Genomic DNA, 16,011 nt, shown 5'->3' with positions numbered 1-16,011 from the left:
GATCCTGGCGGGCGCTCAGCCGAGGCTGCCGAGGATATTCACGCCGACGCGGTCGGGAATCTCGTTCTGCGACAGCACGTGGAGTCCCGGGCTGAACACCCGTGCATAGCGCGCCAAAAGCGGGCGCAGCTGCGGCATTACGGTGAGGATCGGCGGATGGCCATCCTTGCGCAGCTTTTCTTTCACCACCGGCATGCTGTTCTGCAGCTGATTGAGCAGGCTGGGCTCCACCGGGATGTTGTCCAGGCTTACCGGCCCGGCCTGCTGGGCGATGGCCAGGGCATTGAGCAAGGTGTTCTCCAACGCGTTCTCCAGCACGAACACGCCCAGCTCACGGCGGTCGCCAGCGACCATCGAAACGATGCTGCGGCGCAATGCGAAGCGCACGTCGGCGGCCAGCAGCACCGGGTCCTTGGTGGTCTCGCTGCATTCGAGCAGGGTGCTGGCGATGGTCTCGATGTCGCGCAGCGGCACCTCTTCCTGCAGCAGCTGGCGGTACACACGCATCTGCTGGGTGTAGCTCAGGGCGCTCTTCAGGCTCTCGGCGAGTTTCGGCGCCTGCACGGTCAGGCGCTGCATCAGGTGCTCGACGTCGTCGTGCTTGAACAGGTCCGGCAGGTGCTCGCGGATCACCTTGTTCAGGTGGGTGGCGATGACGCTGGCGCAATCGATCACCTGATAGCCGAGGTTCAGCGCGCGGGACTTGTCGCCCGGCTGAATCCACACCACCTGCATGCGATAGGCCGGGTCGGTGCCGAGGATGCCGTCGATCTCGCCGTACAGCTCCGGCGACGGGATCGCCATCAGGCGGTCGGCGTGCAGCTCGGCGCCATCGATCTTTTCGCCGTTGATGTAGATGTCGTACTGCGAGGCCTTGAGCCGCAGGCTGTCGCGGATCTGCACTTCCGGCAGCAGAAAGCCGAGGTGCTCGGACAGCGTCTGGCGCACGCCGCGCACCCGCGCCGGCAGCGGCGCACCGGACGCCTCGTTGACCAGCCCGACCAGCTTGTAGCCGAGCGACACCGACAGCCGCTCGACCAGCGGAATGTCTTCCCAGGCCAGCGACTGGGCCTTTTCCTTGTCCATCGCCTGGCCGAGCTGCTGGATCTCCTTGAGATCGGCACCCTCGGCCGGTGGCTGCTGCAGCGAGACGCGCCAGCCGATGAAGCCGATCAGTGCGGCGAAGCCGATGAAGGCCAAGTGCGGCATGCCCGGCACCAGGCCGAGCACGAAGAGGATGCCGGCCACGGTGTACAGCGAAGCCGGATTGGCCAGCAGCTGGCGCTGCACCTGGCTGGTGATATCGCTGGATTCGTTGATGCGGGTGACGATGATCGCCGCCGCGGTGGACAGCAGCAGCGCCGGAATCTGCGCCACCAGGCCGTCACCGATGGTGAGCAGGGCGTACTGCTTGAAGGCATCGCCGGCGCCCAGGTCATGGACGAACACGCCGATGGCGAAACCGCCGAACAGGTTGATCAGGAGGATCAGGATGCCGGCGATGGCGTCGCCGCGGACGAACTTCGAGGCGCCATCCATGGCCCCGTAGAAGTCCGCTTCCTTGGCCACTTCCTGGCGCCGCGCCTTGGCTTCTTCCTGGGTGACGAGGCCGGTGTTGAGGTCGGCATCGATGGCCATCTGCTTGCCCGGCAGGGCGTCGAGGGTGAAGCGCGCGGTGACCTCGGAGATGCGCTCGCCGCCTTTGGTGATGACGATGAAGTTGATGATCATCAGGATCACGAACACCACCAGGCCGACGATGAAGTTGCCGCCGATCACCACCTCGCCGAAGGCCTCGATCACCTTGCCCGCCGCGCCGGTGCCGCTGTGGCCCTCGAGCAGCACCACCCGCGTCGAGGCGACGTTGAGGGTCAGGCGCATCAGCGTGGTGACCAGGATCACCGTGGGGAACAGCGAGAAATCCAGGGGGCTCTTCGACGACACGCTGACCAGCAGCACCAGCACCGCCATGGCGATGTTGAAGGTGAACAGGATGTCCAGCAGCTGCGGTGGCAGCGGCAGGATGATCATCGCCAGGATCGACAGGATCAGCACCGGAATGCCGATCCGGCCGCTGCTGAAGGTGGGCGTGAGTTTCTGCATCAGGCTCATGAGCGTGCTCGGTTGAACAGTTCTTCGGGGATGTGGAGGTTGCTGGCCAGCGCCGGCTTGCCCTGGCGACGGCCCTGTCTCCAGGCCTTGAGCTGGAGGATGTAGGTCAGCACGTGGGCCACCGCGGTATACAGCGGTGCCGGGATCTGCTGGTTGACCTGGGTGCTGTAGTAGATCGCCCGCGCCAGTGGCGGCAGCTCGACCACCTCACGCGCGTTGGCCTGGGCCATCTTGCGGATGTACAACGCCATCTCGTCGACGCCGCGGGCGATGACGAAGGGCGTCTCGGCCTTCTTCGGGTCGTACTTGAGCGCCACGGCATAGTGGGTCGGGTTGACGATCACCACGTCGGCATCCTTGATCACCTTGGCGATCTGCCGCTGCGCCAGCGCACGTTGCAGCTGCTTGATGCGCGCCTTCACCTCGGGGCGGCCTTCCTGGTTCTTGTGCTCTTCCTTGCGCTCCTGCTTGGTCATGCGCATTTTCTTCAGGAAGAAGAAGCGCTGCAGCGGGATGTCGATGAAGGAGAACAGCACGAACACCAGCAGCAGTGAGAGCGCCAGGTCGAAGGTCAGCGAGAAGGCACCGCCGATGGCGCTGAAGATGTCGGTGCGCTGCAGCGTGATCAGGCGTGGTGCGGCGTAATACAGCTGCCAGGCGGCGATGCCGAGCAGCGCGGAGATCTTCAGCAGCGACTTGGCCAGCTCGCTCCAGTTCTGCGCGCCGACCATCCGTCCCAGCCCGCTGATGGGGTTGAGCTTGCTGAACTTCGGCGCGAAGTTCTTCGAGGCGAACACCCAGCCGCCCGGCACCAGGGCGAAGGCGATCACCAGGATCGGCGTCAACAGCAGCGGCAGCAGCACGCCGATGAACACCAGCAGGTTATGGGTGAGGATCAGCTGCAGGTCGTCGACGCCGATCTCGCTTTGACGGAAATCGATGTACGAATAGCTGAACGCTTGCTGCATGCCATCGAAGAAGAAGCCGATGCTGAACTTCAACACCAGCAGCGTGGCGAGCAGCGACACCGTGGTGGCGACGTCCTTGGAGCGGGTGACCTGGCCGTCCTGGCGACTCTTCCTGAGTTTCTGCTCGGAGGCCTCTTCGGTCTTTTCCTGGCTGCTGTTCTGCTCAGACATGGCCGCCGCTCCTGAGCAGGATGCCGATCTTGTCCAGCAGATCGCGGGTCAGGTGCAGGTAGGCCTCGGCCAGGTTCGGCAGGGTCAGGTAGATCAGCGACAGCCCGGCCAGGATCGCCATGGGAAAACCGAGCGAGAACAGGTTCATCGCCGGCGAGATGCGGTTGAGCAGGCCGAAGCAGAACTGCACCAGGGTCATGCAGAAGACGATCGGCAGGGCGATCAGCAAGGCTGCCGAGAGCACCCAGGCCATCGACCAGGCGATGGTCTGCAGGCCGTCGTAGAACAGCCCGCTGCCGATCGGCCAGTAGACGAAGCTCTGGTAGATGATACTCACCGTGACCAGATGGCCGTCGATGGCGAAGTACAGCAACGCCAGCAGGATGAAATACAGCTGGTAGATGATCGAGGCCGAGGACACGCCGTTCATGGGGTCGTTGAACACCGCCATGGACAGCCCGAGCTGGGTCGAGACCACGTCGCCGATCAGGGTGAACACGGTGAATACCAGGAGCAGCGCCAGGCCCAGCAACAGGCCCATGGCGATCTGCTCGATGGCCGCGAGGATGCCGGCCAGCGACAGCGGATCGAGAATGGGTGGCGTCGGCAAGGCGGCACCCAGCACCAGGGTCAGCGCCAGCGCTAGGAGGATTCGCACACGCACGCTGATCGCCTTGTGGTTGAACATCGGCGCCAGGCTGAACACGGCCATGATCCGGCAGAACGGCCACCAGTAGGCGAGCAGCGATTGCAGGTAGTGGCCGGCGTGCATCAGGGGATCGTTGGGCATGATTCAGCCGACCAGGCGACCGGCCTGCTGGAAGGTTTCGATGAACAGATCGCTCAGCGTGCGCAGGATCCAGTGCCCGGCGAACACCAGCATGCCGAGGGTGATCAGCAGGCGCGGGAGGAAGCTCAGCATCTGTTCGTTGATCTGGGTGGCGGCCTGGAAAATGCTGATCAAGAGGCCGCCGAGCAGGCTCGGGACGATCAGCACGCAGACCACCAGGACGATCACGTGAATGGCGTTGGAGACGATATGGACGGCGGTGTCGGGGGTTAGCATTGGGGCACCATCACGCGGGGCGTTTTGTAAGAGCCGTTTTGGCTCGGCCGCAGATATGGGGGCGTGACGCTTTCCTCGGCGCCACCTACAGGTTGCGCCTTGCACGGCGCGTCACTTTTTCTTGTGTGGCCAAGAAAAAGTAACCAAAAAGAAGGCCACCCCTGCATCCGGGTTTTGCTTCGCAAAACTCCCCTCGCTCCGGCATTGCTCCGGGGGTCGTCGCGAAGGGACATCCATGTCCCATCGCTCCTCTCTCGGCATCCATGCCTCGAGCCCCCCTGCGCAACGCCTGTGCTCGGCCTCCTGAAGGGGAATCCGGACCGAGTTGCCTGGAGTTTTTCAAGCAGCGATAGATCCAAAGCGTTTCGCTGGTAACTACGCGCAGGCCTTTCGGAACGTAGGGTGGGTAACGCGAAGCTTACCCACCGATTTTTGCGCGCAACGTTCGAGACCAATCGCTGCGTCGATTGCGGTGGAAAATGCTTCGCAGTTTTCCACCCTACGAATTCTCCACGGCCATTGGTCAATTGACCTTGGCTCGACGCCGTTTCCCGCTTTTCCATTGCAGGGCCTGCCAGACGACGCCGAACGCCCCTTTCAGAAGGCCGAATGGAATCGCTGCGCAGAGGGGCGAGCGGCATGGATGCCGCGCGAGGACTGAGCGTCCCCGCGATAAAGGGCCATGGATGGCCCTTGTACGCCGGCCCCCGGAGCGGGGATGGAATGAGGGAAGTCTCGCGAAGCGAGACCCGGATGGAGGGGCAAGACTTTTTGGTTTCTTTTGGGGGGCCGGCCATCCGGGCGACTGCCAAAAGGAACTCGCCCAGCAGGGCGAAACCAATGCGTCGGCCAACTGCGCCAATGGGTTGTACTCGGAGAGCCCCAAGCCCAAACACTTCGCGGCAAAGGTGGCCAGCCTCCCCATTCTCCAAGCCCCACCGCACGGCCAACGCCTTCATCCCCATCACCTAAAACGGCTGAATACTGGTGGTCAACGTCCCCATCAACAGCGCCCAGCCATCGACCAGCACAAACACCATCAGCTTGAACGGCAACGAAATCATCATCGGCGAGAGCATCATCATGCCCATCGCCATCAGCACGCTGGCCACCACCAGGTCGATCACCAGAAACGGCACGAAGATCATGAAGCCCAGCTGGAACGCGGTCTTCAGCTCGCTCAGCACGAACGCCGGCAGCAGCAGCGAGAAATCCAGCTCGTCGAGGTCCTCCGGCAGCTGTTCGCCGGCCAGCGCCACCATGGTTTCCAGGGAGTTCTTGTTGGTCTGCGCCAGCATGAAACCGGCCAGGCTGCCCTTGGCCGAGTCCAGCGCCTGTTCGAGGGTGATCTCGTCGTTCTGGAACGGCTCGTAGGCCTGGCTGTGGATTTCCTGCCAGACCGGGCGCATCACTAGCAGGGTGACGATCAGCGCGATGCCGATCAGCACCTGGTTCGGCGGGCTCTGCTGCAGGCCGATGGCCTGGCGTAGGATGGCCAGCACGATGATGAAGCGGGTAAAGCAGGTCATCATCATCAGCATCGCCGGCAGGAAGCCGAGCAGGGTCATGAGGATGAGGATCTGCAGCTTTACCGAGAACTCCTGGCCGTTCTCGGTATCGTTCAGGTTGAACAGGGTGATCTCGCCGCCGGCGGCCTGGGCTGCCAAGGGCATCAGCCCGATCAGCAGCAGGCCGAGCAGGCTCAGGCCGCGACGCAGGTTCATGGGGCGAAGGCGTCCAGGCTGGTGCCGGACAGTTCGACGATGCGCAGGCCGTAGTTGCCGTTCATCACCACCACCTCGGCCTTGGCGAACAGGGTGCCGTTGACCTTCACGTCCAGCGGTTCGCCGGCCAGCTTGTCGAGCACGATCACGCTGCTGGTGTCGCACTCCATCAGCTCCTTGAGGGAAATTTCCGCGGAGGCGACTTCCAGGGTGACGTTCACCGGAATCTTGCCGAAGAAGCTCAGGTCCTGGCGTGGCGCTGGCGCGGCCGCCGGGGCCGGTACAGCCGGCTCGTCGACCGCATCCAGGCTCAGGTCGCCTTCGTTGATGAGGTTCTCGAATTCGTTGTCGGAAAGATGGCCGTTCATTGGGGGTTCACGCTTTCAAGTGAAGTGAGGAACAGGGCGCCATCCTCTTCGAAGATGGTGCCGCGAAAGAGCTTCTGCTGGTTGATGCGCACTTCGTAACGGTCCAGCGGACGCAGCATGAGGATGTCGTCGAGCTGCAGCGCGAGCACCTGGGCCAGTGGCATCTGTGCCGCGGCCACCACGCAATCGAGGCGTACCGGCAGGTGCTTGATGTGATCGAGGGGGTTGCCGGGCTGGCGCGGCGCGGGCGGGCCGGCCAGGCGGCTGGTCAGTTCATCGACCAGCTCGGTATCCAGATAGATGTAGATCGAGGAGCGGCTGCCGGTGATATGGCTGACGTACTCGTACTCGGCCACATACTCCCAGCTGGTCTCTTCATAGTCGTTGCGGTAACTGTCGAGTTTGCCGAACGTCTCGCCGGACAATATCGAGCGGGCGAATATATCGGTGATATCCATGCCCAACCGATTGCGCATGCGCTGTTCCGAGGTGCTGATCGGCGGCGTATCCTGGCTGGCAATGACGGTGCCGCCGTAATAGCACTCAAGTGCCTCGGTCAATAATGCACGGTCGATGGAAAAACCCACTTTGCCCATGGCCGAGCGATAGATGCAGTCCGGCTCTTCGCTGCGCTCTTCCTGAACATCAATGCGGTTCAGTTCGAGATTGATGCGGTAGTTGCGCAGGAAATAATCACCGATCAGTCGCGGATTCTTGTTGGTACTTTCCTTGATGTACTGCGGAATCTTGTGGTGATGCCGTCCCAGCTTCTGCGGTTTCAATACAGTCAGGCTTTGGGCGGGCACGCCATGGTGGACTTTTGCATTGCCAGTCATGTTGTGAACTGTATGTCCTGAGGTCGGTGAACACGGCGACGATTGCCGCTGGCCATTGGTGCAGACAAGTGGGCTGGCTGGCGCGGGTGTTTTTCCGGGCACGGCTCTAGCGTGCCGCCATCCTAGGCATGGGCGCGTGAGAGGGTTAAATCAAGAGATATCAAATGACCTCTTTTGAGCTCATCTGGCATCGGTTGATTTCAATTAAGCAGAACTGATTGGGCGACGGTGCTGGCGCGCTGATAGCGTGCGCGCACTTGTTCGGGAAGTACCTTTGCGAGCGTGCTGGTTCGATTGCGAGTCAGTGGGCAAAGACGGCAAAGACTTCCGAAAAATTAAATCGATTTTTTATCTTCCCGCATCTCCGCCGATTCGTTGCGCACGAGCGCGGCGCCTCCCGGAGGGCAAGGTGGTCACATTGAAAAGTGTCAGTCAGGCAATGAACTACGCATGCGACGAGCTATTCGATGAATTGCCGGCGAAGAAAGTCGCCATTATCGGAAGTGCCCAGGCCGAAGCCTGCGAATTTCTGCAGGCCGGTTTGCGCAGGCAGGGTTGCGAAGTTGCGCGTTTCAATGATTTCGCCGAACTCGACAAGGCTCGGCTCGATCGCCTGGCATTGATCTTCGTGGTGGTTGCAAGTTTGCCGGCGCGCTCCTTGTATGCGCAGGTGGAAAGTCTTGTGCGGCGTGCAGGCAGCGTCTGCCTGATTCCGGTAGTCGAGTACGCCGACCAGGAAAAGGCCGCCACGCTGCTGGAACTGGGTTGCGTCGACTACCTGCTGTCACCGTTCAGCGAGACCCAGCTGGGTGCGTTGCTGCGCCGCCAGGTCTGTGCCGAGACCGCCCAGGAAAGCTTCGTTTCCTGCTCCCAGGCCGGTCGCCGCCTGCTGGCCATGGCCCAGCGCGTGTCCCTGACCCGCGCGCCGATCCTGATCACTGGCGAGACCGGCACCGGCAAGGAGCTGATGGCGCGCTACATCCATCGCTTTTCCGCCAGCCCGGACGCACCCTTCGTCGCGGTGAACTGCGCGGCGATCCCCGAGCAGATGCTCGAATCCATTCTCTTCGGCCACGAGAAGGGCGCCTTCACCGGCGCGGTGAGCGCCCAGCCCGGCAAGTTCGAGTTGGCCAACGGCGGCACCCTGCTGCTCGACGAGATCGGCGAACTGCCGCTGGGGCTGCAGGCCAAGCTGTTGCGCGTGCTGCAGGAGCAGCGCGTGGAGCGCCTCGGCGGGCGCCGCGAGATCGAGCTGAACGTGCGCATCATCGCCGCGACCAACCGCGACCTGCAGCAGGAGGTGGCCGAGGGCCGCTTCCGCGCCGACCTGATGTTCCGCCTCGACGTGCTGCCGCTGCATATCAGCCCGCTGCGCGAGCGCAAGGAAGACGTTTTGCCGCTGGCGCGCCGCTTCATCAGCAAGTACGCGCCGCAGGAAGCCCACGACGAGCTGCTCACCGAGGACGCCTGCCGCGCGCTGCTGCAGCACGACTGGCCGGGCAACGCCCGCGAACTGGAGAACACCGTACAGCGCGCGCTGGTGCTGCGCAACGGGCTGTTCATCCAGCCGCAGGATCTCGGCCTGGCCGCGCCGGCACAGGTGGAAACCCGGTTGGACAAGCCGCTGGCGCTGGCCGCCGAGAACGGCAAGGCGGCGCTGCGCGCCAGCGGCAAGTGGGCCGAATACCAGCACGTGATCGACACCATCCGCCGCTTCGACGGCCACAAGGCCAAGGCTGCCGCCAGCCTGGGCATGACCTCGCGCGCCTTGCGCTACCGCCTCAACGCCATGCGCGAGCAGGGCATCGAACTGGATTTCTGAACCATCGGGGAAGCACGAGCATGAGTTCCATCAATCAGGTGCAGCAGGATCTGCTGGGCCGCATGCAGCAACTGGCCAGCGTTGCCGAGGGCCAGTCGATCCGTCCGTCGAGCATGGCGGCCAACGCCATCAGCGGATCGTTCGAAGCCGCCCTGCGTTCGGTAGACGCCGAGCAGCACAAGGCCAGCGCGGCGATGGCCGCGGTGGACAGCGGCAAGAGCGACGATCTGGTCGGCGCGATGATCGACAGCCAGAAGGCCAGCGTGTCGTTCTCGGCGCTGCTGCAGGTGCGCAACAAACTGACCACGGCGTTCGACGACGTCATGCGAATGCCGCTTTGATCGGCCCAGAGAGCTAAGACGTGCTGCAGAAACTCAAATCCCGGTTGCCCGAAGGTGGGCTGCAACTCGATCCGCGCGTGACGCTGGCCGGCATGGCGGTGATCGCCGCCGCGCTGGCGGTGGCCGTGGCCTTCTACCTGTGGCGTGACAACGGTTCGTTCCGCCCGCTGCATGGCGCCGGTGAATCGTTCCCCGCCGCCGAAGTGATGCAGGTGCTCGACGGCGAGGCGCTGCAGTACCGCATCCATCCGCAGAGCGGGCAGATCCTGGTGCGCGAGGACCAGCTGGCGCGGGCGCGGCTGCTGCTCAACGCCAAGGGCGTGAAGGTCGCGCAGCCAGCCGGCTACGAGCTGTTCGACAAGGAAGAGCCGCTGGGCACCAGCCAGTTCGTTCAGGACGTGCGCCTCAAGCGCAGCCTGGAAGGCGAACTGGCGCGCACGGTGATGGCGCTCAAGGGCGTGCAGCAGGCGCGGGTACACCTGGCGCAGGAGGAGAACAGCTCCTTCGTGGTCAGCAAGCGCGCGCCGAGCAAGGCGTCGGTGATGTTGCAGCTGGAGTCCGGCTACACGCTGAGCAGCGACCAGGTCGGTGCCATCGTCAATCTGGTCGCCAACAGCGTGCCCAATCTGAAGCCGGAAGATGTCGGCGTGGTCGACCAGTACGGCGCGTTGCTCTCGCGCGGGCTCAACGTCGGTGGCGGGCCGGCGCAGAACTGGCAGGCCGTGGAGGATTACCAGCAGAAGGCCGCGGCCAATATCGAGCAGGTACTGGCGCCGGTGCTGGGCCTGGGCAACTTCCGCATCAGCGTGGCGGCGGATATCGACTTCAGCCAGAAGGAAGAAACCTTCCAGTCCTACGGCGACACGCCGCGCCTGCGCAACGAGGTGCTGCGCAACGAGAGCGCGCTGGATCGCCTGGCGCTGGGCGTGCCCGGTTCGCTGAGCAACCGGCCGCTGCCGCCGGCGCCGGAGGGCGAGGAAGCGCCACCGCCGGCGACCACCGAGAACAAGGGTGCCACCTCGCTGCGCGAGGAATCGACCCGCCAGCTCGACTATGACCAGAGCGTGGTACACGTCAAACACGCCGGCTTCGCCCTGCGTCAGCAGAGCGTGGCGGTGGTGCTCAATGCCGCGGCGGCGCCGGAAGGCGGCTGGAGCGACGCGGCGCGCGCCGAACTGGAGGCCATGGTGCGCAGCGCGGTCGGCTTCAAGTCCGAGCGTGGCGATCTCTTGAGCCTCAGCGTGCTGCCGTTCGCCGCCGTCGAGCAGATCGAGCAGGTCGTGCCCTGGTGGGAGAACAGCCAGGTCCATGCGCTGGCCAAGGTCGGTGTGGCCGGGCTGATCGCCCTGCTGTTGCTGCTGATCGTGGTGCGCCCGGCGGTCCGCAACCTGACCCAGCGCAACGTCGCATCCCTGCCGCAGGGCGACGGCCTGGAGGGCAGTCTGGTCGAGCCAAGCGCGCCGGCCGCGCTGGAAGGCGACAGCCGCCCGGCCCTGGCCAGCCCGCGCGAACCCGGCGGGCCGCACATCTTCGGTGAGCTCAACCCGCTTTCGGAGATCCGCCTGCCGGCGCCGGGCTCGGGCCTCGAGCTGCAGATCGAGCACCTGCAGATGCTCGCCAAGAACGATCCCGAGCGGGTCTCGGAAGTCATCAAGCATTGGATAGGGCGCAATGAAAGAGACCTCAACCCAGCCGGCTGAAGACGGCAAGGCATCGTCCCGCGAGATCAAGCCACGCCCGTTGCAGCTGCGCTCGGTCAGCTCGCTGGACCAGGCGGCGATCCTCATGCTGAGCATGGGCGACGAGATTTCCGCCGGCATCCTGCGCAACTTCTCGCGCGAGGAGATCATCAGCATCAGCCAGGCCATGGCGCGGCTGTCCAACGTCAAGCAGCCGATGGTTTCCGATGTGATCAGCCGCTTCTTCGACGACTACAAGGAGCAGAGCAGCATCAAGGGGGCCTCGCGCTCCTACCTGGCCGGCATGCTCTCCAAGGCGCTGGGCGGCGACATCACCCGCTCGCTGCTCGATTCCATCTACGGCGAGGAGATCCGCGCCAAGATGGCCAAGATGGAGTGGCTCGATCCCAAGCAGTTCGCCGCGCTGATCGCCAAGGAGCACGCGCAGATGCAGGCGGTGTTCCTCGCCTTCCTGCCGCCGGGCATGGCCACCGAGGTGCTTGAGTGCATGCCGGCCGAGCGCCAGGACGAGCTGCTCTACCGCATCGCCAACCTCTCGGAGGTCAACAGCGACGTCATCGCCGAGCTGGAGCAGCTGATCGATCGCAGCCTCAAGGTGCTCAGCACCCAGGGCTCGCAGGTGCGCGGGGTGAAGCAGGCGGCGGACATCATGAACCGCTTCAAGGGCAACCGCGACCAGATGTTCGAGCTGCTGCGCGCGCATAACGAGGAGCTGGTGAGCAAGATCGAAGACGAGATGTACGACTTCTTCATCCTCTCGCGGCAGAACCAGGACGTGCTGCAGACGCTGCTGGAAGTCATCCCGCTGGACGAGTGGGTGGTCGCGCTCAAGGGCGCCGAGCCGGAGCTGGTCAAGGCGATCCAGGGCGCCATGCCCAAGCGCCAGGCGCAGCAGATGGAGTCGATCAACCGGCGCCAGGGCCCGGTGCCGCTGAGCCGCGTCGAGCAGGTGCGCAAGGACATCATGGCCGTGGTGCGCGAGATGTCCGCCGATGGCGAGCTGCAGGTGCAGCTGTTCCGCGAACAGACGGTGGAGTGAGATGACGGTCAAGGTGATCAAGGGTGCCGACCGCAGCTGGCGGCCGTTCCGCTTTCCGCCTCGGGTGAAGCCGCAGGGCCAGACGGCAGAGGGCCTGACTGGCGATCCGGCGGCGCTGCAACGGGCGGTCGCCGATGGCTTCCAGGAAGGCCTCGACAAGGGCTATCGCGAAGGCCTGGAACAGGGCCGCGAGGCGGGCCACCGCGAGGGCTTCCAGCGTGGTGTCGAGGACGGCAAGGCGCTGGGCCTGGAGGATGGCCGGCTGCAGGGGCGGCGCGCATTCGACGAGGCTGGCCGGCCGCTGGAGCGGCTGATCGAGTCCTTCGAGCGCTTCCGCGCCGAGTACGAACAGGCGCGTCGCGAGGAACTGCTGGAGCTGGTGCAGAAGGTGGCGCGCCAGGTGATCCGTTGCGAACTGACGCTGCATCCCACCCAGCTGCTGACCCTCGCCGAGGAGGCGCTGACCGCCATGCCCGGCGACCAGGACGAGGTGCGCATCCATCTCAACCCCGAGGAATGCGCGCGCATCCGCGAACTGGCGCCGGAGCGCGCCGCCGCCTGGCGCCTGGTGCCGGACGAGAAGCTCGCGCTCGGCGAATGCCGCGTGCTCACCGCCCAGGCCGAGGCCGACATCGGCTGCCAGCAGCGGCTGGATGCGTGCATGGAAACCCTCGCCGAACACATCGTGGCGCAGGACTGAGGCATGGCCCTGCGCGACAGCTTCCGCCTCGACGAGGCGCTGCGCTCGCTGGATGGCGTGCAGCTGGCCAAGGTCAGCGGGCGGCTGGTGCGGGTCTCCGGCATGCTGCTGGAAAGCCTCGGCTGCCAGCGCATGACCGGCCAGCGCTGCTACGTCGAGCAGGGCGACGGCAGCATGCTGGAGGCGCAGGTGGTCGGCTTCAACCGCGACATCACCTACCTGATGCCGTTCAAGAAGCCGGTCGGCCTGACCGCCGGCTCGCGGGTATTCCCGGCGCCGGACGAGGCCAAGCTGCATATCGACGAATCCTGGCTCGGCCGCGTGCTCAACGGCCTCGGCGAGCCGCTGGACGAGCTGGGCAAGCTCGGCGGGCGCGATCCGTTGCCCACCGAGCTGCCGACGGTCAACCCGCTCAAGCGCAAGCCGGTCAGCCAGCCGCTGGACGTCGGCGTGCGTGCCATCAACGCCACCCTGACCCTCGGCAAGGGCCAGCGCGTCGGCCTGTTCGCCGGCTCCGGCGTGGGCAAGAGCGTGCTGCTGGGCATGATCACCCGGCAGACCAAGGCCGATGTGGTGGTGGTCGGGCTGATCGGCGAGCGTGGCCGCGAGGTGCAGGAATTCCTCCTGCATTCGCTGGGCGAGGAGGGCCTGAAGAAGGCCGTGGTGGTGGTCGCACCGGCCAACGAGTCGCCGCTGATGCGCCTCAAGGCCACCGAGCTCTGTCACAGCATCGCCGCCTACTTCCGCGACCAGGGCCATGACGTGCTGCTGCTGGTGGATTCGCTGACCCGCTATGCCATGGCCCAGCGCGAGATCGCCCTGGCGCTCGGCGAGCCGCCGGCGACCAAGGGCTACCCGCCGTCGGTGTTCGGCATGCTGCCGGAGCTGGTGGAAAGCGCCGGCAATGGCGCCAGCGACGACGGCAGCCTGAGCGCCATCTACACGGTGCTGGCCGAAGGCGACGACCAGCAGGACCCCATCGTCGACTGCGCGCGGGCGATCCTCGACGGCCATATCGTGCTGTCGCGGCGCCTGGCCGATGCCGGGCACTACCCGGCCATCGACGTCTGCGCCTCGGTCAGCCGCTGCATGAGCCAGGTCGGCCAGCCGCCGCACCTGGGCGCGGCGCGCCAGCTCAAGGCGTTCTACAGCGCCTTCGAGAAGATCAAGGAGCTGATCCCGCTCGGCGGCTATACGCCCGGCGCGGACAGCCAGACCGACCGCGCGGTGCAACTGGCGCCGACCATCGAACGCTTCCTGCGCCAGGACGTCGGCGAAGCCGCGGAACTGGAAACCAGCGTCGCCACCTTGCAGAACATCCTCGGGAAGGCACGATGAAACAGCAGCTCGAAACCCTCGGCCGCCTGGCCAGCCTGCGTGGCAACCGCGTACGCAAGATGCTCGGGCAGGTGCAGTACCAGCAGAACCTCTGCCAGCGCTACCGCAACAACATCACCGGCCTGAGCCGCCTGTGCGGCTTCAGCGTGCCGATGAGCACGCCGCTGCAGCGTGACAACCAGCAGCGCTACAAGGCCACGCTGCACAAGATGGTGGAACTGCAGCGCCGCGAGCTGGCGGTCGCCGAGCAGGCGCTGGAGCGCATCCGGCGCGAGCTGCTGCAGGCCATGCGCAGCGAGAAGGTGGTCGAGCATGTGATCGAGGGCAAGTTGCAGCAATGGCAGCAGCTGCTCGCCCAGCAGGAGCAGAAAATCCAGGACGGGCTGGCCGCCCAGGCCCACTGGCGTGCCGCCCATTGAGCGCGTTCCATCGGCTCGTCGTAGCGGCCGTGGAGCCATACGCTGGCGCTCGGTAGACTAGGGTCTGTTGCCGTTTCATCGCGAGCCGCGTTGCTGCGAGAAATGGCCCCCGGTTAGGCGCAGGACGCAGGTAATGGTCATTCCCTTGCCAAGTCCTGCAACGACAGCGGGGGCTATTTCCCGCGCAACCCGAAGGGCCGGGCCTGTTTTACCGCGATGCGGCGTTACTCGATGGCTCATTTAGGCGACTAAACTTCGCCTCTCGTGCCTTGCCTCGCGGTAAAACAGGCTCCGGCGCGGCCGCGAATGAAACGGCAACAGACCCTAGCCGCGCCCGGCATCGTGAACAGGCATTTAAGTTTCGTGCCCGGGCGGTCGCCTGTTTGGCTGTAACCACCGAGTTGGAAAGAAATCATGGAAATCAGCCGGCACTTCAAGCCCGCCCTGACACCGGCCACCGAGGCCAGCTCCACCCGCCAGCCCGTCGCGCGCCCGGCGCCGGAAACCGCCGCGCGCCAGCCGGAAAGCCTGCCGCTGGAGCAGATGCACGAGGCCCTGCGCGCCATGCCGGAAGTCGACCTGGAGCGCGTCGCGGCGCTCAAGCAGGCGCTGCAGCGCGGTGAGATCAGCAGCGATCCCGCCGAGCTGGCCGGCAGCATGCTCGCCTATCACCGCGGAAGCGATGCGTGAACCAGCGCGACAAGCTGCTCGCGATCGTCGCTAACGACCTCGAGCAGGACTGCGACGATTACCGGGCCCTGCGCGACCTGATGCAGGCGCTCTATGCCTTCCTGCTCGAACGCGACAGCCTGGAGATCGACCGGCTCAACCTGCAGATCACCACGCGCGCCGAAACCATCGGCGCGCGCGCCCAGCGCCGCGCCAAGGTGCTGGGCGCCTTCCGCCTGCCGCAGGATGCGGACGGCATGCAGCGGTTGCTCGCCGGCTACCCCGAGGAGCAGGCCGCGCGTGTACGCCAGCTCTGGCAGCAACTGGGCGCGCTGGCCACGCAGTGCCAGCAGATCAACGAGCGCAACGGCAAGCTGCTGGCGATGCACCACGAGATTCTCGAGCAATTGCTTGCCGGCAGCCACGATGCCCGGCTTTACCAGCCGCAGGGCTACTAAATCCGCCGCGCATCGGGACTGCCGCTCGGCGTCTTGGTGGTGGGCCCTTCCGGTTCGGATGTGGCCGGCCGCTTCCCTTCCTCGCTCCGTTGCCCCCCGGCGCCGGCCTGCGGCTCGCGCACGATAATTCGCGATACGCCTTAAGCGCTCCCCCCTCCACCGTCGCCTTGATACAGGGATGTTCCGCCGCCTCGCCAGGCGGAAACGGCGTTTCCCCGTTTCCCTGTCCGGCGCCCGAGCGGAAGCGGTTTTTCTCCATGGTTGCCGTGAAAAGCCCATT

16 protein-coding genes are annotated in these 16,011 nt (G+C 65.1%); 9 read left to right on the top strand and 7 right to left on the bottom strand.

Annotated elements, in window-relative coordinates:
• Positions 1–15: 15 nt before the first annotated feature.
• The 7 genes from flhA to CXK94_RS02240 all read right to left on the bottom strand — a co-directional run bounded on the left by flhA (position 16) and on the right by CXK94_RS02240 (position 7,245).
• Complete coding sequence (gene flhA / locus CXK94_RS02275; protein ID WP_037042947.1) at positions 16–2,112, bottom strand: flagellar biosynthesis protein FlhA; 2,097 nt, start codon at positions 2,110–2,112, stop codon at positions 16–18.
• Positions 2,109–3,251 (bottom strand): flagellar type III secretion system protein FlhB, encoded by a 1,143-nt coding sequence (flhB, locus tag CXK94_RS02270; RefSeq protein WP_102893127.1) that lies wholly within the window; start codon positions 3,249–3,251, stop codon positions 2,109–2,111. Before flhB ends, flhA begins: the two co-directional genes overlap by 4 nt.
• Positions 3,244–4,023, bottom strand: coding sequence for a flagellar biosynthetic protein FliR (gene fliR, locus CXK94_RS02265; RefSeq protein WP_102893126.1), 780 nt, complete (start codon positions 4,021–4,023; stop codon positions 3,244–3,246). Before fliR ends, flhB begins: the two co-directional genes overlap by 8 nt.
• Before the next feature lie 21 nt (positions 4,024–4,044).
• A complete protein-coding gene (locus CXK94_RS02260) occupies positions 4,045–4,317 on the bottom strand; it encodes a flagellar biosynthetic protein FliQ (RefSeq protein ID WP_014595416.1) in 273 nt (90 codons plus the stop codon).
• Between the two features lie 968 nt (positions 4,318–5,285).
• A complete protein-coding gene (gene fliP / locus CXK94_RS02250; protein ID WP_084902914.1) occupies positions 5,286–6,041 on the bottom strand; it encodes a flagellar type III secretion system pore protein FliP in 756 nt (251 codons plus the stop codon).
• Positions 6,038–6,409, bottom strand: coding sequence for a flagellar motor switch protein FliN (fliN, locus tag CXK94_RS02245; RefSeq protein WP_014595418.1), 372 nt, complete (start codon positions 6,407–6,409; stop codon positions 6,038–6,040). Before fliN ends, fliP begins: the two co-directional genes overlap by 4 nt.
• The gene (locus CXK94_RS02240; RefSeq protein WP_102893124.1) at positions 6,406–7,245 is read right to left on the bottom strand and encodes a FliM/FliN family flagellar motor C-terminal domain-containing protein; all 840 of its coding nucleotides are present in this window, start codon (positions 7,243–7,245) and stop codon (positions 6,406–6,408) included. The genes fliN and CXK94_RS02240 overlap by 4 nt, the downstream gene beginning before the upstream one ends.
• Before the next feature lie 439 nt (positions 7,246–7,684).
• On the opposite strand from CXK94_RS02240, the gene CXK94_RS02235 reads away from it, so the two are divergent.
• From CXK94_RS02235 to flgN, 9 genes are all read left to right on the top strand, one after another.
• Positions 7,685–9,067 carry a sigma-54 dependent transcriptional regulator gene (locus CXK94_RS02235; protein WP_102893123.1) on the top strand — a complete coding sequence of 461 codons (1,383 nt, stop codon included), beginning with the start codon at positions 7,685–7,687 and terminating at the stop codon, positions 9,065–9,067.
• A 20-nt stretch (positions 9,068–9,087) separates the two neighbouring features.
• Positions 9,088–9,408, top strand: coding sequence for a flagellar hook-basal body complex protein FliE (fliE, locus tag CXK94_RS02230; protein ID WP_102893122.1), 321 nt, complete (start codon positions 9,088–9,090; stop codon positions 9,406–9,408).
• Positions 9,409–9,428: 20 nt separating this feature from the next.
• Positions 9,429–11,108, top strand: coding sequence for a flagellar basal-body MS-ring/collar protein FliF (fliF, locus tag CXK94_RS02225; RefSeq protein WP_102893121.1), 1,680 nt, complete (start codon positions 9,429–9,431; stop codon positions 11,106–11,108).
• Entirely contained in the window at positions 11,080–12,147 is a 1,068-nt protein-coding gene (locus CXK94_RS02220) for a FliG C-terminal domain-containing protein (protein WP_102893120.1), read from the top strand. Before fliF ends, CXK94_RS02220 begins: the two co-directional genes overlap by 29 nt.
• 1 nt (position 12,148) lies before the next feature.
• Positions 12,149–12,847 (top strand): flagellar assembly protein FliH, encoded by a 699-nt coding sequence (fliH, locus tag CXK94_RS02215; RefSeq protein WP_102893119.1) that lies wholly within the window; start codon positions 12,149–12,151, stop codon positions 12,845–12,847.
• Positions 12,848–12,850: 3 nt separating this feature from the next.
• Positions 12,851–14,185 carry a flagellar protein export ATPase FliI gene (fliI, locus tag CXK94_RS02210; RefSeq protein ID WP_102893118.1) on the top strand — a complete coding sequence of 445 codons (1,335 nt, stop codon included), beginning with the start codon at positions 12,851–12,853 and terminating at the stop codon, positions 14,183–14,185.
• Entirely contained in the window at positions 14,182–14,604 is a 423-nt protein-coding gene (locus tag CXK94_RS02205; protein WP_102893117.1) for a flagellar FliJ family protein, read from the top strand. Before fliI ends, CXK94_RS02205 begins: the two co-directional genes overlap by 4 nt.
• Positions 14,605–15,018: 414 nt before the next feature.
• Positions 15,019–15,294, top strand: a complete 276-nt coding sequence (gene flgM, locus CXK94_RS02200; protein ID WP_102893116.1) for a flagellar biosynthesis anti-sigma factor FlgM — start codon at positions 15,019–15,021, stop codon at positions 15,292–15,294.
• Positions 15,291–15,731 carry a flagellar protein FlgN gene (flgN, locus tag CXK94_RS02195; protein WP_102893115.1) on the top strand — a complete coding sequence of 147 codons (441 nt, stop codon included), beginning with the start codon at positions 15,291–15,293 and terminating at the stop codon, positions 15,729–15,731. The genes flgM and flgN overlap by 4 nt, the downstream gene beginning before the upstream one ends.
• Positions 15,732–16,011: the final 280 nt, after the last annotated feature.

The sequence above is a fragment of the Stutzerimonas stutzeri genome (assembly GCF_002890915.1).
Classification (GTDB): domain Bacteria; phylum Pseudomonadota; class Gammaproteobacteria; order Pseudomonadales; family Pseudomonadaceae; genus Stutzerimonas; species Stutzerimonas stutzeri_AF.
The sequence above is the reverse complement of the archived record's forward strand: the minus strand, read 5'-3'. Positions and strand labels throughout refer to the sequence as shown.

Coding starts and splice junctions, on each gene's coding strand:
- flhA (WP_037042947.1), bottom strand. CDS start 2,112: ATGAGCCTGATGCAGAAACTCACGCCCACCTTCAGCAGCGGCCGGATC.
- flhB (WP_102893127.1), bottom strand. CDS start 3,251: ATGTCTGAGCAGAACAGCAGCCAGGAAAAGACCGAAGAGGCCTCCGAG.
- fliR (WP_102893126.1), bottom strand. CDS start 4,023: ATGCACGCCGGCCACTACCTGCAATCGCTGCTCGCCTACTGGTGGCCG.
- CXK94_RS02260 (WP_014595416.1), bottom strand. CDS start 4,317: ATGCTAACCCCCGACACCGCCGTCCATATCGTCTCCAACGCCATTCAC.
- fliP (WP_084902914.1), bottom strand. CDS start 6,041: ATGAACCTGCGTCGCGGCCTGAGCCTGCTCGGCCTGCTGCTGATCGGG.
- fliN (WP_014595418.1), bottom strand. CDS start 6,409: ATGAACGGCCATCTTTCCGACAACGAATTCGAGAACCTCATCAACGAA.
- CXK94_RS02240 (WP_102893124.1), bottom strand. CDS start 7,245: ATGACTGGCAATGCAAAAGTCCACCATGGCGTGCCCGCCCAAAGCCTG.
- CXK94_RS02235 (WP_102893123.1), top strand. CDS start 7,685: ATGAACTACGCATGCGACGAGCTATTCGATGAATTGCCGGCGAAGAAA.
- fliE (WP_102893122.1), top strand. CDS start 9,088: ATGAGTTCCATCAATCAGGTGCAGCAGGATCTGCTGGGCCGCATGCAG.
- CXK94_RS02220 (WP_102893120.1), top strand. CDS start 11,080: ATGAAAGAGACCTCAACCCAGCCGGCTGAAGACGGCAAGGCATCGTCC.
- fliH (WP_102893119.1), top strand. CDS start 12,149: ATGACGGTCAAGGTGATCAAGGGTGCCGACCGCAGCTGGCGGCCGTTC.
- fliI (WP_102893118.1), top strand. CDS start 12,851: ATGGCCCTGCGCGACAGCTTCCGCCTCGACGAGGCGCTGCGCTCGCTG.
- CXK94_RS02205 (WP_102893117.1), top strand. CDS start 14,182: ATGAAACAGCAGCTCGAAACCCTCGGCCGCCTGGCCAGCCTGCGTGGC.
- flgM (WP_102893116.1), top strand. CDS start 15,019: ATGGAAATCAGCCGGCACTTCAAGCCCGCCCTGACACCGGCCACCGAG.